14 protein-coding genes are annotated in these 14,796 nt (G+C 58.3%); 5 read left to right on the top strand and 9 right to left on the bottom strand.

Going from position 1 to position 14,796, the window contains the following annotated elements; all coding sequences use genetic code 11:
• Window positions 1–5 precede the first annotated feature (5 nt).
• On the top strand, window positions 6–194 hold the full coding sequence (locus tag AC07U5_RS06810; RefSeq protein WP_207774007.1) for a DUF1289 domain-containing protein: 189 nt from the start codon (window positions 6–8) through the stop codon (window positions 192–194).
• On the top strand, window positions 191–898 hold the full coding sequence (locus AC07U5_RS06805) for a retropepsin-like aspartic protease family protein (RefSeq protein WP_494722601.1): 708 nt from the start codon (window positions 191–193) through the stop codon (window positions 896–898). Before AC07U5_RS06810 ends, AC07U5_RS06805 begins: the two co-directional genes overlap by 4 nt.
• 6 nt (window positions 899–904) lie before the next feature.
• Here AC07U5_RS06805 and AC07U5_RS06800 read toward each other — a convergent pair whose 3' ends face one another.
• The 4 genes from AC07U5_RS06800 to AC07U5_RS06785 all read right to left on the bottom strand — a co-directional run bounded on the left by AC07U5_RS06800 (window position 905) and on the right by AC07U5_RS06785 (window position 6,236).
• Entirely contained in the window at window positions 905–1,666 is a 762-nt protein-coding gene (locus AC07U5_RS06800) for an ABC transporter permease (RefSeq protein WP_062427500.1), read from the bottom strand.
• A complete protein-coding gene (locus AC07U5_RS06795; protein WP_112358250.1) occupies window positions 1,663–2,601 on the bottom strand; it encodes an ATP-binding cassette domain-containing protein in 939 nt (312 codons plus the stop codon). Before AC07U5_RS06795 ends, AC07U5_RS06800 begins: the two co-directional genes overlap by 4 nt.
• A 403-nt stretch (window positions 2,602–3,004) precedes the next feature.
• A complete protein-coding gene (locus AC07U5_RS06790) occupies window positions 3,005–4,174 on the bottom strand; it encodes an extensin-like domain-containing protein (protein ID WP_494722600.1) in 1,170 nt (389 codons plus the stop codon).
• A gap of 244 nt (window positions 4,175–4,418) precedes the next feature.
• Window positions 4,419–6,236, bottom strand: a complete 1,818-nt coding sequence (locus tag AC07U5_RS06785; protein WP_116493832.1) for a methyl-accepting chemotaxis protein — start codon at window positions 6,234–6,236, stop codon at window positions 4,419–4,421.
• A 273-nt stretch (window positions 6,237–6,509) separates the two neighbouring features.
• On the opposite strand from AC07U5_RS06785, the gene AC07U5_RS06780 reads away from it, so the two are divergent.
• Window positions 6,510–6,821, top strand: coding sequence for a DUF1883 domain-containing protein (locus AC07U5_RS06780; protein WP_062427504.1), 312 nt, complete (start codon window positions 6,510–6,512; stop codon window positions 6,819–6,821).
• Between the two features lie 64 nt (window positions 6,822–6,885).
• On the opposite strand, the gene AC07U5_RS06775 is transcribed toward AC07U5_RS06780, so the two are convergent.
• Entirely contained in the window at window positions 6,886–8,202 is a 1,317-nt protein-coding gene (locus tag AC07U5_RS06775; protein WP_494722599.1) for a replication-associated recombination protein A, read from the bottom strand.
• Window positions 8,199–9,605 carry a DegQ family serine endoprotease gene (locus tag AC07U5_RS06770; protein WP_494722598.1) on the bottom strand — a complete coding sequence of 469 codons (1,407 nt, stop codon included), beginning with the start codon at window positions 9,603–9,605 and terminating at the stop codon, window positions 8,199–8,201. The genes AC07U5_RS06775 and AC07U5_RS06770 overlap by 4 nt, the downstream gene beginning before the upstream one ends.
• Before the next feature lie 172 nt (window positions 9,606–9,777).
• On the opposite strand from AC07U5_RS06770, the gene AC07U5_RS06765 reads away from it, so the two are divergent.
• On the top strand, window positions 9,778–10,131 hold the full coding sequence (locus AC07U5_RS06765) for a lysozyme inhibitor LprI family protein (protein ID WP_062440774.1): 354 nt from the start codon (window positions 9,778–9,780) through the stop codon (window positions 10,129–10,131).
• Here the strand turns inward: AC07U5_RS06765 and AC07U5_RS06760 are convergent.
• Window positions 10,128–11,129, bottom strand: a complete 1,002-nt coding sequence (locus tag AC07U5_RS06760; RefSeq protein WP_494722597.1) for a serine hydrolase domain-containing protein — start codon at window positions 11,127–11,129, stop codon at window positions 10,128–10,130. The genes AC07U5_RS06765 and AC07U5_RS06760 overlap by 4 nt on opposite strands.
• Window positions 11,130–11,290: 161 nt before the next feature.
• The gene (locus AC07U5_RS06755) at window positions 11,291–11,968 is read right to left on the bottom strand and encodes an SDR family oxidoreductase (RefSeq protein ID WP_062427509.1); all 678 of its coding nucleotides are present in this window, start codon (window positions 11,966–11,968) and stop codon (window positions 11,291–11,293) included.
• Between the two features lie 104 nt (window positions 11,969–12,072).
• Between AC07U5_RS06755 and AC07U5_RS06750 the strand changes: the two genes are divergently transcribed.
• A complete protein-coding gene (locus tag AC07U5_RS06750; protein WP_494722596.1) occupies window positions 12,073–12,609 on the top strand; it encodes a GNAT family N-acetyltransferase in 537 nt (178 codons plus the stop codon).
• A gap of 155 nt (window positions 12,610–12,764) precedes the next feature.
• Here AC07U5_RS06750 and ilvD read toward each other — a convergent pair whose 3' ends face one another.
• A complete protein-coding gene (gene ilvD / locus AC07U5_RS06745) occupies window positions 12,765–14,600 on the bottom strand; it encodes a dihydroxy-acid dehydratase (RefSeq protein ID WP_062427511.1) in 1,836 nt (611 codons plus the stop codon).
• Window positions 14,601–14,796 lie beyond the last annotated feature (196 nt).

The following is a 14,796-nucleotide window of genomic DNA, read 5'->3' as shown; positions in this document are numbered from 1 at the left end:
CAGATATGAAAACGATGGAAACACCTTGCATTCACGTCTGCCAGCTCAGCCCTGAAGGGCTTTGCACCGGTTGCCACCGGACAATCGCTGAAATCACCGGCTGGAGCGGCTTTACCGTCGCTGAAAGGCACAGGATCATGAGTGAGTTACCCAGACGCAGGACGGCGAAGGCGACAGGAATGGAGAGTGCATGAACAGGCTGACTTTGGTTCTTCTCATCCTTGGCATCGGCCTTGCACTTCTCTTGATCAACAACAGCAGCGGACAGACCTTCGGCGTCGACAATGATCGATTCGCCGGCGCGCTCTATCTGACGCCGATTGCCGTTCTGCTAGCGGCCGGCATTCTGGCGGGCAGTCGCGGCAACCTGCCCACGGTGCTTCGCCAACTGGCCATCTGGCTCGTCATCATCTTGGGGCTCGCCGCAGGCTATCTTTACCGGGGAGACCTGCAGCGTTTCGGCGACAGGCTGATGGCAGGCCTCATTCCCGGTCGCGCCGTGGTGACGACGACATCCGATGGTATTCAGGAAGTCATTCTCAGCAAATCCATGGGTGGGCATTTCGAGGCCGATGCCACGATCAACGGCGTCTCTGTCCATATGCTGGTGGATACCGGTGCAAGCTCCGTCGTGCTATCCAATGCCGACGCCGAGGCAGTCGGCATCAATCCGGACAATCTTAATTATACCGTCTCGGTGATGACCGCCAATGGACGGACATCGGCAGCCCCCGTGCGTCTGTCGGAGATCGCGGTCGGTCCGATTGTTCGGCGCAATGTGCCTGCCCTCGTGGCGCAGAAGGGCCAGCTGGATCAAAGCCTGCTTGGCATGACCTTCCTCTCGACACTCGGATCGCTGCAGATGCAGACAGACCAGCTGACGCTCAGGGATCGGTAAGACCTGTCAGTTGCGCAGCTTGTAGCCTGTCCTGAACATCCAGCTGACGATGGCGAGGCACACGGTCAAAAACCCGATGATCATCACGATGCTGATCAGCGGATTGACGTCGGCGATCTCGTAAAAGCTCCAGCGAAAGCCACTGATCAGATAAAGCACCGGATTGAAATGGCTGACCGTCTGCCAGAAGGGCGGCAGCATGTTGATCGAGTAGAAGCTGCCACCGAGGAAGGTCAAGGGCGGAACAACCAGCATCGGAATGAGGTTGAGCTGCTCGAAATTCGACGCCCACATACCGATGATGAAGCCAAACAGGCTGAAGCTGACGGCCGTCAGCACGAAGAACAGGACCATCATGAACGGATGGGCGATAGAGATATCGACGAAGAAGGACGCCGTAATCAGGATGATGGTACCGATCATCAGACCTTTGGTCGCCGCTGCTCCGACATAGCCTGCCAATATCTCCGTCATCGAGATCGGGGCGGAGAGAATTTCATAAACGGTGCCGGTGAATTTCGGGAAATAGATGCCGAAGGAGCCGTTGCTGACGCACTGCGTCAGCAGGGTCAGCATGATGAGGCCAGGCGTAATGAAGGCCCCATAGGAAACGCCCTCGACCTCCTGGATGCGCGAGCCGATCGCGGTACCGAAGACGATGAAATAGAGCGATGTCGAGATGACCGGCGAGATCACGCTTTGCAAAAGCGTGCGGCGCGTGCGTGCCATTTCGAAGAGGTAGATGGACTTGATGGCTTCGAAATTCATTTCTGTCCTCCTACCAATGCGACGAAAATATCCTCGAGCGAGCTCTGCCGTGTCGAGATATCCTTGAAATGAATGCCCTCACCGGCAAGCGCTGACAAAAGCTCGGCGATCCGCCCCTGCTCTCCATTGCCGTCATACTCATAGGTCAGGCAGGTACCCTCTTCGGAGAGTTGCAGATGGAAAGGTGACAGGCTTTCGGGAAGCGTCGTGACCGGCGTCGTGAGTTCCAGCGAAAGCTGCTTGCGGCCCAGCTTGCGCATCAGCGCAGTCTTTTCCTCCACCAACAGAAGTTCGCCGCCATTGATCACCCCGACGCGATCGGCGATTTCCTCTGCCTCTTCAATGTAATGGGTGGTCAGAATGATGGTGACGCCAGCCGACCGCAGTTCCTCGACAACCTTCCACATGTCGCGCCGCAGCGCCACATCGACACCGGCCGTCGGCTCATCGAGAAACAGAACCTTCGGCTCATGCGCCAGCGCCTTGGCGATCAGCACGCGGCGCTTCATGCCACCGGAAAGCTCACGCAGCATGTTGTCCTTCTTGTCCCACAGCGACAGGGACTTCAAAACGCGCTCGATCAGTTGAGGGTCTTTACGATAGCCATGCAATCCGCGGGAAAACGACACCGTGTTCCACACCGTCTCGAACTGGTCGGTCGTCAGTTCCTGTGGCACGAGCCCGATCAAAGCGCGTGTCTTGCGAAAATCCTTGACGACATCACTGCCGCCGACGAGCACGCTGCCCTCGCCCGGATTGACGAGACCACAGATGATCGAAATCAACGTCGTCTTGCCGGCACCATTCGGGCCTAACAGCGCGAGGATCTCGCCCTCGTAGATATCAAGGGTGACGCCTTTCAGCGCCTGAAAGCCGTTGGCGTAAGATTTCGTCAGATTGCGGATGGAAACGATGGGTTTGCGGGAAGGCGTCATGAATGATCTTTCGGCACGTTCTTGAACTGCTCATATAAAGCATTTCCAGCAAAAGTGTTGTCCGTTTTGCATCCGGAAAGGGATCAAGACAAAAAGTCAGCTGGAGAGAGCGGAAACACCACACGCCGGTTGCAGTTCCGCAAATTTCACCAACGGCGTCATCTTCCTATCGTCCCTGTCATGAAGATGTGATGCTGATGTCGTAGAAACCGGCGTGACGGGTACCGGACTGTTCATCACAGGGCGCCCGTCCGGTTTTCAGCACCGCTCGACATTTTGAGACATACGGCAGTCATATTGAAAAACATTATTTTGGGCAGAGGCTACCCCCGCACTCTGCCCTGTTTTTTTGGCCCTGTTTTTGGGCAGTCGACATCCACCATCCGATCGAAGAGCAAGGCCATCAATCGCAGTGGCGATAACCGGACTTGCGTGTGCGCAGATCGAAGTGGAAGTGGTTCCAGTGGTTGGGGTCGCTACCCGGTCCGAGCACGGTAGAGAAATACTTGCAGCTGTCGGAGCGAACGGCCTTCAGCAAGCCCTTCTCACGGAAGGCAAAGAAGCTCTTCTTGCGAACGTCGATCTCCTTGCCGTTTTTCAGCGTGATCGTTCCAATGTCGATGGCGTTACCGCGCGCATGCTCAGACCAGGGGTTGCTCGCCCTGGAATTCATCTTGCGGCAGGAGTAACCACCCATCGGGGTAATACGGCCAACACCAGAGAAGTAACGGAAGCGAGAAGACGGCACGAGTTCGAACTTCACCCATTTGGCGAAGGCAAGCGTCACCTGGCAGTTCAGCTTCACAGCTGGGCGGATCGCAACGCCACTATCGAGACCGCTAAGCTCGATCGGATAATCGATACCGCAGGTCGGACCATCGGCAATGCGCGCGACATCGCGAAAGGCGACACCCAATCGGCGAAGCTCGGTGCGACAAGCCACTTCGGAGGGTGGCATCATGCCGGGCGGCTGCGACATGCGCCGCTCCTGCGCCGGATTGTCCGGCATCAGCATCGCCACCTCTTCCACGGGCTGCGCCTGACGCTGACCGCTTGGCGGCGGCGGAATAAGGCGGGATTGATTGGCAAGCCGACGCGGTGCTTGCGGTGGCTGAGAAGCGGCACTGTCGGGAGAGGACACCTCCATATCCTGCTCCTCAGCAAGGCTCCGTCCCGGCGCCACGCCCAGTCCTGCATCCATGTTCACGCCCTCGTCACCCTCCGCCATCTGCGACGGCATGTGGGTTGACTGCGGCTGAACGGGCGCAAGGCGGCTCGCCTGCGCATCGAGCGTCGAGTAGCCCTGCCCGCCGGAGCTTAGCAGCGGATCACGCGATACCGGCGCCTCCGGCAGCGGCTGCGACAGGGCCGACTGGTCGTTGAAGGGAAGATCCTGGCTCATCGGGGCCGGCGGCGCACTGTAGTTCTGCCGGCTGGAGGAGCGAATGGAACTGACCCGTGTCGCGCCATCGACCTCAGCGGGGGGCACTAGCCCCTCCGCTGAGCACGACACGATCACCGCCGACATTGTCATCAACGCCGCAAGACGACGCGGAAGGGAAACATACGCCATACCAGAACCTGTACCTTCGGCGACCGCAACACGCGGCGATCAGATCAAATTCTAAAGAAATCTGGTAAACGAACCCTTTGTGTCGACGCAAAGAAATTGACCGACGAAGGCTTGTATGTTCTGAAACGAAACAGCAGGCTCCCGAAAACCGCACCGTCGTAGCTGCGACCGAAGCGTTGCATCCATATGCGAAAACGAAAAGGGCGCCGCAAGCGACGCCCCTCTATCGGTATGGAAGCGAAAGTCAGGCCGCCCGCGACATCGAGCCTCCAGCAGAAAAGCTTCCAAGCTGGAACCGCGCCAGCAGCGAATGCAACTTGCGGCTCTCTTCTGCCAGCGTTTCGCTCGCCGCCGTGGTTTCCTCCACCATAGCGGCATTCTGCTGGGTCATCTGGTCCATATGATTGACGGAGGTGTTGATCTCCTGCAGTCCCGTCGCCTGCTCACGCGCAGCCGTGGCAATCGAGTTCACGTGGCCGTCGACACGGTTGACCAGCGAGACGATCTCCTCCAGCGCCTCTCCGGTGGAACGAACCAGCGTTACACCGCCACTCACCTGCTCTGCCGAGCTGTTGATCAGCGTCTTGATTTCCTTTGCAGCATTGGCGGAGCGTTGAGCAAGTTCGCGAACCTCCTGCGCCACGACGGCAAAGCCACGACCGGCCTCACCGGCACGTGCGGCTTCGACGCCAGCGTTCAAGGCGAGCAGGTTTGTCTGGAAGGCGATCTCATCAATGACGACGATGATCTGACCGATCTTGCGGGAGGACTCCTCGATCCGGTTCATGGCCTCCACTGCGCTGCGAACGATATCGCCGGAGCGACCCGCACTTTGCTTCGTCTCCGTCACCATCTGCCGCGCCTCGTTTGCGCGCTCGGAGGCTGTGCGAACCGTTGCCGTGATCTCGTCGAGTGCAGCTGCCGTCTCTTCCAACGCCGCAGCCTGCTGTTCGGTACGGCGGGAAAGATTTCCCGTCGCCTCGCTGATATCGGAGGCGCTGGCGTTGACGACATCGCTGCTGCGCGAGATCGTTGCGATCACGTCCCGAAGGACACCAACAGCGCTGTTGAAGTCGGCGCGCAGCTTGTCATATTCGGCACCCACCTGCCCCACTTGAACGGTAAGATCGCCGCGCGCGAGGTTTTCCATAGCCTGGCCGAGCGAATCCATGGCCTGGGCCTGGCGCTCGGAGGCGGAACGAAGCACATCCTCGCTTTCCCGGCGCGTATTCTCGATCGCCTTCTGTTGCTCGGCTTCGCGAAGCTGCAACTGGCTGCGTTCATTGACGGAGTTGCGAAGAACGAGCAGCGTCTTGGCCATGGCGCCGATCTCGTTGCGACGTTCGACGAACGGCACCTCGGCCTCGGCGTTTCCATCCGCGATGCTGGACATGCTCGTCTTCAGCTTGCCGATCGGGCCTGAAACGCTGCGCACGACCGCGGTGGCGACGGCAAGAACGACGAGAGCGCTGATCAGGCAAATGCCGACATAGAGGGTTGCCTCGCGCCAGAACATGGCGTTGAGATCGTCAACATAGACACCTGTGCCGACGATCCAGCCCCAGGGCGCAAAGCCTTCGACATAAGAGAACTTACCCACAGGATCAGGCGCGCCGGGCTTCGGCCACTGATAATCGACAAAGCCCTTCCCGCTCGCCTTCACGGTATTGACGAATTCGACAAAGAGGAACTTGCCGTTCGGATCCTTGTTCTTTGTCAGATCGGCACCGTTCAGCTCCGGCTTCACCGGATGCATGACCATTTTCGGACCCATATCGTTGATCCAGAAATAGCCATTGCCATTGTCATAGCGCATCGCAGCAATCGAAGCCTTCGCCTGTTGCTGAGCGACCTCCCGAGTCAGCGTCCCGCTCTGTTCCAGACGATAATATTGATCGAGAATGCCGACAGCCGAATGCGTCAACGCTTCCAGCCCAGCCTTGCGCTCTCTCTCCATTCCGCCATAGCCACCGAACAGGCTTGATGTCAGCGCCGCCGCCAGTATCGCCAGAAACAATGCGACCAGCGCATAAAGCCGCGTGGAAATGGTGAGATGTTTCATACGTCAAATTCCCCCGAATGTGATCAATTATTGGTAATCTTAAAAAATTGACAAAAACATAAAGTGCACGCAGTGGTAGGTGGAAATATAATTTGGAAGGTAACGGCTCAGACAACACGTCTGAGATATTAACCTACTGCTTGTAGCTCGCAGTAGCATTGGGAGTTTGTCTTCTACGAACCTAAAAAAGTTCGCACAGACTACACGTCAAGTAATTTCGAATTAAGAAATCAGAATCATGATCTCTGCGCCGAATAAAACGACGAGATCGATATGCCAAAACCTAATTTTCGCTACACCCACTACGATCTCAAGGAGATCCGTACTGGTACCATTATTGAAGTATCTCTAAACGCGGTCGCCAACGTACGATTGATGACGGCCGGAAATTTCCAAAGATTCACAGAGCTTCTGGATTTCAAATATGTCGGCGGCGTAGCTCGAAAATCACCGCTGCGTCTGGCGATCCCCGAAACCGGCCATTGGCATGTCATCGTCGATGGTGAAGGTCACAATGGCTTGGCGGAGTCGTCTGTGAAGATGCTGCCGGCAAACCCGGCAGCCGCCCAGCGCAAGAGCGCCTGATCAACCATCCAGCAGGAATGAGAAGCGAAGCGCAGACAGCCAGCCCGAAAGCTGGTTTTGCGCTTCAGCGAGGGTTGCGTTCCCGTCTCAGCTTCGACCACCAATCCAGGCGCTTGCGAATGTCGCGTTCAAAACCCCGGTCGGGCGGATCGTAGAAGATGGTGCGCCCCATCTTTTCCGGGAAGTAATCCTGGCCTGAGAAGGCATCTGGCTCGTCGTGATCATAGCGATAGCCATCACCATAGCCCTCGCCCTTCATCAGCTTGGTCGGCGCATTGAGAATATGCTTGGGAGGCAGGAGCGATCCGTTCTCCTTGGCGGCCCGCATCGCACTCTTGTAGGCCGTGTAGACCGCATTGGATTTCGGCGCCGTCGCCAGATAGACGCAGGCCTGCGCCAGCGCCAGTTCCCCTTCCGGCGAGCCGAGATAATCATAGGCATCTTTTGCCGCATTGCAGATGACCAGTGCCTGCGGGTCGGCAAGCCCGATATCCTCGACTGCCATACGCACCAGGCGTCTGCCGAGATAAAGCGGATCTTCGCCCGCATCGAGCATCCGCGCCAGATAATAAAGCGCTGCATCGGGATCGGAGCCGCGCACCGACTTATGGAGTGCAGAGATCAGATTGTAGTGCCCGTCCTGGCCCTTGTCGTAGACCGGTGCCCGACGCTGCACGATGCGGGTCAGCCCCTCCGTATCGAACACCTCACCTTCCCGCGCCGCACGCCAGACTTCCTCGGCGAGCGTCAGCACGGCGCGACCGTCACCATCGGCCATGCGCAGCAGGGAGAGCCGCGCGTCTTCGTCGAGTGGCAGCGGCTTGGCTTCCGCCTCCTCGGCACGCTTCAGGAGCTCCATCAGACTTTCTTCGTCATGCGGCTTGAAGGTCAGAACGCGGGCACGCGATAGCAAAGCGGCATTCAGTTCGAAGGAAGGGTTCTCGGTCGTTGCACCGACAAGGATGATGGTCCCATCTTCCATCACCGGCAAAAAGCTGTCCTGCTGCGCCCGGTTGAAGCGATGGATTTCGTCGACGAAGAGCAGCGTTTGCCGCCCATTCATCCGCCGCGTCCTCGCAGCCTCGAACACCTTCTTCAGGTCGGCCACGCCGGAGAAGATTGCAGAAATCTGCTCGAAGGCGAGACCTGCTTCACCCGAAAGCAGCCGCGCGACGGTCGTTTTACCCGTGCCCGGCGGCCCCCAGAAGATCATCGAGCCCAGCGAGCCGCTTTCGATCATGCGGCGCAGAACACCCTCTTCGCCCGTCAGATGCGGCTGACCCGTGACCTGTGCGATCGTGGTCGGCCGCAGCCTGTCTGCCAGAGGCCGCCGGTTGGCGACCTCCGCTGGAATCTGAGGTGCAAAGAGGTCTCCGCTCATCGCAGGAACTGCCGCAGGCGCTGACCATCGCGAATGATCTCAAGGCGCCAGAAGCCGGGATCGTCATGCAGCGCTTCCTCCATCTGGGAACTGGAGGTGATATCGGCGCCGTTCAACGACACGATGATATCCTTTGGCTGGAAGCCGACGCGCGAAGCGGGCGAACCGCGCGCGACATCGACGATCACGACACCCGACGGTGTTCCAACCATACGCAACTCATCGGCAAGCTTGGGCGAAAGATTGGCGACAGTCGCGCCGGCAAATGGATTGCGACCCTCCAGCAGGCGCTCGTCACGCGGTGCCGTTTCCGGCGCGGTATCGAGCGCAATGGTGACGGTCTTTTCCTTGCCCTTGTCGATCAGTGCGATCTTGGCGGATTTCCCGATACCCGCCGTCGTCAGGCGATAACCCAGCGCATCCGGATGCTCCACCTCAATGCCGTTTACGGCAGTGACCACCTGGCCAGGCTCGACGCCCGCCTTCTCCGCAGGGCCACCCTTCACAACGCTGACGACGAGTGCGCCGCGCGCGCGCTTCAGCCCAAGAGCTTCCGCGACTTCGGAGGTAACCGGATCGAATGTTGCGCCGACATAGGGCCGCTGAAAGCTCTTGTCGCCCTTTTCAGCCGCGGCCAGGAACACCTTGACCAGGTTCGCAGGGATGGCAAAGCCGATACCGTTGGAGCCACCGCCGCGCGAAAAGATCGCCGTATTGATGCCGATCAGCTCGCCGTTCATGTTCATCAGCGCGCCACCGGAGTTGCCGGGGTTGATGGAGGCATCCGTCTGAATGAAGAAGCCAAAATCGCCTTGCGTCACCTGATTGCGCGCCAAGGCCGAAACGATACCGCTGGTGACGGTCTGCCCCACACCGAACGGGTTACCGATGGCAAGCACCAGATCACCGACTTCCGTGGCATCTGAATTGCCAAGCGGCAGCACGGGGAACTGTTCCTTTGCATCGATCTGCAGTACGGCGAGATCGACACGGTCGTCCTTCAGGAGAACCTTGGAGGAAAACTCACGGCCATCGGCCAGCGCGACCTTGATGTCGTCGGCGCCTTCGATGACGTGGTTGTTCGTCACCACCAGGCCACTGGCCGAAACGATAACGCCGGAGCCCAGCGAAGATTGCTTTTCCGTGCGGTTCGGCAATTGCTGGCCGAAAAACTGCTCAAAGAACGGGTCGCCGGCAAAGGGCGAGGCGCGGCGCTGGACGATGCGCTCGGCATAGACGTTCACCACGGCACCGGATGTGCGCTTGACCAGCGGAGCAAAGGACAGCTGCATCTCCATGCGGCTGGCCGGCACCGCTTTGGCGTCCTGCGCCTGCGCACCCAAGGGCGCAAGAAGCAACGCCGCAAGAAAGCCGTGGGCCATGAATTTCAACACGCGCTGCATGTGATTCCTCATCTTCATCAATAGGATGCAGTTATAGCGTCTCAGCCTATAAATCAAAGGGCGGCAATATCATGACGCACGGCTTTACAAGCGAGCGCTTTACTTTCTTTGGAACTGGTTTCGATGTCTGAGAATTGAACCGCCAAGATATGATGAAAGATGAGACAGAAAAATGCAGTTTCGAAAACACGCTCTGGCCCTGTTTATTGTTTGCGCCTCCTATTCGCATGGATCGCCCGTCGGAGCCGCGAGCTTCGATTGCAGCAAGACTGATCTCGCGGCAGATGAGAAGACCATCTGCGAGAACCGCGCCCTGAATGATCAGGACGTGAAAATGGCCACCACCTTCGACATTCTCACGCAGCTCATGGCCATGGGGTCTCGTGATGCACTGAAAACCGAACAGAGCGAATGGCTGAAGCGTCGCCAGACCTGTGAAGCGGATGTCGCCTGCCTGACCAAGGCTTATGACGAGCGCATGGTCAAGCTTGGCGAAGCATTCCAGAGCATCAACCGCCCACTCTAACTCGCCGCGATGATATTCGTCATCAAGCCATGCAATGCATCCCGGTAACCGGTGCGCGCCGAGGGCGCATCTTCCCGGGATGTCATGACCACAGAGAGCTTTTTCGACGGCACGATATAGAGCATCTGCCCGCCATAGCCCCAGGCGTAGAATACCTTCTCTCTCGCCATCTCCTTGATGAACCAGCAATAGCCATAACCGTCGCCATTGAACACCGAGTTCGTTCGCTGCGTCCAGGACTGGTCGATCCATGACTGCGAGAGGATGCGCTCACCATCGGCGGTAACGCCACCACGCCGATACAATTCTCCGAAAGCCAAGAGCGAACGCGCCGTCATCGCCATCTGGTTACCGCCCAGATAAACGCCTTGGGGATCACGTTCCCAGCTACCGATGGCAAACCCATCGAGAGGCTTGAACCAGTCTCGGGCAAGCGCCAGCGTCGGGCGGCCGGAGGCTTTCGTCAAAATGGCCGAGAGGAGATGCGTCGAGGCCGTCGAATAGAGCATGCCACCGCCCGGCTCGCCATCGAAGCCCGAGCCAAGGGCTGTGCGCACCCAGTTGCGGCTCGCGACCCAGCGCCCGTAATTCGGACCGGACATGCGTGCGAGACCAGACTGCATCGAAAGCAGATTGCCGATCGTAACGCGTTCCAGTCGCGGATCGGAGTTCGCGGGAAAGTCGGCTCTCAGCACCGAGGCAATAGGCTGATCGGCACCCTCTAAAATCTTGCGATCAATTGCCATACCAACGAGGGCCGACACGATCGACTTGGACGCGGACTTGATATTGGTCGATCCGTTGAGCGATGAACCATTATAGGCGCGCGAGGCGACTTCCTCGCCATCGAGGCTGACGATCACCGCCTTCAGCGTCTGAAGAGAACCCGCCCCTTCCAGGATGGGATCGAACTTGGCGCCTGTGCCTGACGATTGCGCGCGAACCGCTGTGGCAAAAGGCAAGGAGGCGAGGAGTGCGAGTGCTGTGCGACGTTTCATGTCTACCTAGGTAAGCGCTGTCACGATCAAAGGAAGCAGCATCACCACCTTGTGACTCGCAAGGCTTGGATCGCGAAAAGGAGTCCCAAAACAATGCGTTTCAGCACTTTCCTGAATCAAAACCTCAACCCCCTGATTCATTTTTTGAAGAAATACGAACGCTATTCCTCATAGATCATCTTCCGCGTCATCCCACCGTCCAGCACCAGAACCTGACCCGTCATGAAGCCGGCACCCGCCAGATAGAGCACACCGTCGGCAATATCCTTTGGCCTGCCAACGCGCCCTACCGGATGCTGCGCATGGTCCTTTTTGCGAAGATCGGTTTCATCGGTCACCCAACCCGGCGCGATCGCATTGACGCGTATCTTTGGCCCGAGACTGACAGCCAGCGCATGGGTCAAGGCAACAAGCCCACCCTTGGACGCGGCATAGGCCTCGGTTTCCGGCTCGGACATGAAAGCGCGCGTCGAGACCATATTGACGATGCTCGCACCCTCGCCCATCAGCGGCACGGCGGACCTTGTCATCAGGAATGCTCCCGTCAAATGGCTATCGGTGACCTTGCGCCAATCGGCAAGCGACAGCTCATGGATCGGCCCATTCACCGGGCTTGCAATACCGGCGTTGTTGACGAGCAGTTCAAGCCCTTTCCAACCAAGCTGATCGAAGGCGGCAAGCACTGAGGTCTCATTTCCTACGTCACACAGAATGTTGCGCGCCGCTGTCTTGGTGTCCTTGATGTCGAAGCACGCAACGGTCCAGCCGTCGTCCAACAGAGCCTCGATAATTCCCGTGCCGATCAAGCCACCGCCGCCGGTCACAACTGCCCGCTTCATGATTTTCTCCCTAGCAATTCATGCGGCAACGTTTCCGATCGCCGGGTTGTTCCGATGCTGAAACAAGGGTTGCGTCGACGAACGTCTCGCGCATGATGAGGTCCATGAACAAGGTTGCCACCTATCCTGTCATGCTGACGTCGAGACGGCTGTTGCTGCGACCGCTGAACATTACAGACGCGGCAGGGCTCGCGCGGATGACAAACGATCCACTCGTCACCCGCAATCTGCTTAAAACCGCAATGCCTTTTACCACCGCCGATGCAAGAGAACTGATCTTACGAGCCCGAAGAAAGAAGAGCCCGGTTTGGGCTATCGACACCGGTCAACTCGTCGGTCTGATCGGCCTTGCGGGTGAATTCGGCTATTGGCTCGGCCGCAGCGCTTGGGGCAAAGGCTTTGCCTCTGAGGCAGCACGTCTTGTCATCAACCATGCTTTCGAGCGCCTTGAGATCGACACGCTTCATGCCAGCCCGATCGCGGACAACAAAGCATCTCGTCATCTGCTGGAGAAGCTGGGGTTTGAAAGGAACGGCGTCGCCAGAGCCTTTTGCTGTCAGCGTAGCAAGGTCGTGCCCCTTATCCGTTACAAGCTTGAGCGGCTGACATGGGAAAAAGCTCAAAGCCGCGACCGAAGATGAAGGTGAAGTCTCAGCCCTTATCCAGAATCCGCATGGTGATCAGGACCTGATTCAATTTCATAACCAAACCTCCCAATCCGTTGAAGGAAATAAAAAACGCCCGTGTCAGGGCGTTTTCCATTTAAACAAGATCATGCTGAAGACCGGGAGAAAACTCACTCCGGCAGAATGCGAACAGCACCCTTATCCGCACTGGATGCAAAGGCGGCATAGGCCTTCAGCGCGGTGGTGACGTTGCGCTTGCGGAACTCGGCCGGCTTCCAGCCAAGCTGGTCCTGCTCTGCGCGACGGGCCGCAAGTTCGGCGTCCGAAACCTTGAGGTTAATCGTGCGGTTCGGAATGTCGATCTCGATGAGATCGCCCTGACGTACGAGTCCGATGGCGCCGCCCTGGGCCGCTTCCGGAGAGGCGTGACCGATGGAAAGGCCCGACGTGCCGCCGGAGAAACGACCATCGGTGATCAAGGCGCAGGCTTTGCCCAGACCCTTGGATTTCAGATAGCTCGTCGGATAGAGCATTTCCTGCATGCCAGGACCGCCCTTCGGGCCTTCGTAACGGATGACGACGACGTCGCCAGCCTTGACCTCGTTGGAGAGAATGCCCTTCACCGCAGCGTCCTGGCTTTCATAGACGACAGCGCTGCCATTGAACTTCAAGATGCTCTCGTCCACGCCCGCCGTCTTTACGATGCAGCCATCCAGCGCGATGTTGCCGTAAAGAACGGCAAGACCGCCGTCCTTCGAGAACGGCTTTTCCACCGAGCGGATAACGCCGTTTTCGCTGTCGGTATCGAGATCATCCCAGCGCGAAGACTGGCTGAAGGCAACCTGGGTCGGCACGCCACCAGGCGCCGCCTTGAAGAACTCGCGCACCGTTTCGGAATTGGTGCGGGTGATATCCCAGCGGTCGATGGCGTCACCCAGCGTGGGCTCATGAACAGTATGGCAATCGCGATTGATGAGGCCGCCACGGTCGAGTTCGCCCAGAATACGCATGATGCCGCCGGCGCGGTGCACGTCTTCCATGTGCACGTCCTGCTTGGCAGGCGCGACCTTGGAGAGGCAAGGAACCTTGCGCGAAAGCCGGTCGATGTCTTCCATCGTAAATTCGATGCCGCCTTCATGCGCCGCTGCTAGAATATGCAGAACCGTATTGGTGGAGCCGCCCATGGCGATATCGAGCGACATGGCGTTCTCGAATGCAGCCTTGGAAGCGATGGTGCGCGGCAGCACAGTCTCGTCATCCTGCTCGTAATAGCGACGCGCCAGATCGACGATCAGGTGACCGGCTTCAACGAAGAGACGCTTGCGATCGGAGTGGGTCGCGAGCGTCGAGCCGTTGCCGGGCAGAGACAGGCCGAGCGCCTCCGTCAAGCAGTTCATCGAGTTGGCCGTGAACATGCCCGAGCACGAACCGCAGGTCGGACAGGCGGAGCGCTCGATGATCTTCACGTCTTCATCGGAAACCTTGTCATCGGCAGCCGCGACCATGGCATCGACCAGATCGAGCGCGACGGTCTTGCCATGCAGAACGACCTTACCGGCTTCCATCGGGCCGCCGGAAACAAACACCGCAGGAATGTTGAGACGCATCGCGGCATTCAGCATGCCGGGCGTGATCTTGTCGCAGTTGGAGATGCAAACCATAGCATCGGCGCAATGCGCATTGACCATATATTCGACCGAGTCCGCGATGATCTCGCGCGACGGCAGCGAATAGAGCATGCCATCGTGACCCATGGCGATACCATCATCCACGGCGATCGTATTGAATTCCTTGGCAACACCACCAGCCGCCTCGATCTCGCGTGCGACGAGCTGACCAAGATCCTTCAGGTGAACGTGACCGGGCACGAACTGCGTGAAGGAGTTCACCACCGCAATGATCGGCTTACCGAAATCGCCATCCTTCATACCGGTGGCGCGCCAAAGGCCACGCGCACCCGCCATGTTGCGGCCATGGGTTGTCGTTCTGGAGCGATAGACAGGCATCTCGTTATTCCTCGGTTCTCTCAAACTCGCGGGCATATCTCCCAGGCACATCAACGCGCCCTGCCCGCTTAAAATCTGACGCGTCTTCTACTCCATTCGCAAACTCCTGTCACTGTCACCTTGCGGCAAAACAGTACGGTGCGGTACGGTACGCCAATTCAGTTGTTTCTCACCTGTAATCAGCGTGATACGTTGC

The sequence above is a fragment of the Agrobacterium sp. GW821-FHT02D03 genome (assembly GCF_059421725.1).
Note: the sequence above shows the minus strand (reverse complement) of the source record. Positions and strands in the feature narration are given on the sequence as shown.

Bases quoted from the DNA above. Each gene is read 5' to 3' on its own strand.
- AC07U5_RS06810 (WP_207774007.1), top strand. From the start codon at position 6: ATGAAAACGATGGAAACACCTTGCATTCACGTCTGCCAGCTCAGCCCT.
- AC07U5_RS06805 (WP_494722601.1), top strand. From the start codon at position 191: ATGAACAGGCTGACTTTGGTTCTTCTCATCCTTGGCATCGGCCTTGCA.
- AC07U5_RS06800 (WP_062427500.1), bottom strand. From the start codon at position 1,666: ATGAATTTCGAAGCCATCAAGTCCATCTACCTCTTCGAAATGGCACGC.
- AC07U5_RS06795 (WP_112358250.1), bottom strand. From the start codon at position 2,601: ATGACGCCTTCCCGCAAACCCATCGTTTCCATCCGCAATCTGACGAAA.
- AC07U5_RS06790 (WP_494722600.1), bottom strand. From the start codon at position 4,174: ATGGCGTATGTTTCCCTTCCGCGTCGTCTTGCGGCGTTGATGACAATG.
- AC07U5_RS06785 (WP_116493832.1), bottom strand. From the start codon at position 6,236: ATGAAACATCTCACCATTTCCACGCGGCTTTATGCGCTGGTCGCATTG.
- AC07U5_RS06780 (WP_062427504.1), top strand. From the start codon at position 6,510: ATGCCAAAACCTAATTTTCGCTACACCCACTACGATCTCAAGGAGATC.
- AC07U5_RS06775 (WP_494722599.1), bottom strand. From the start codon at position 8,202: ATGAGCGGAGACCTCTTTGCACCTCAGATTCCAGCGGAGGTCGCCAAC.
- AC07U5_RS06770 (WP_494722598.1), bottom strand. From the start codon at position 9,605: ATGCAGCGCGTGTTGAAATTCATGGCCCACGGCTTTCTTGCGGCGTTG.
- AC07U5_RS06765 (WP_062440774.1), top strand. From the start codon at position 9,778: ATGCAGTTTCGAAAACACGCTCTGGCCCTGTTTATTGTTTGCGCCTCC.
- AC07U5_RS06760 (WP_494722597.1), bottom strand. From the start codon at position 11,129: ATGAAACGTCGCACAGCACTCGCACTCCTCGCCTCCTTGCCTTTTGCC.
- AC07U5_RS06755 (WP_062427509.1), bottom strand. From the start codon at position 11,968: ATGAAGCGGGCAGTTGTGACCGGCGGCGGTGGCTTGATCGGCACGGGA.
- AC07U5_RS06750 (WP_494722596.1), top strand. From the start codon at position 12,073: ATGAACAAGGTTGCCACCTATCCTGTCATGCTGACGTCGAGACGGCTG.
- ilvD (WP_062427511.1), bottom strand. From the start codon at position 14,600: ATGCCTGTCTATCGCTCCAGAACGACAACCCATGGCCGCAACATGGCG.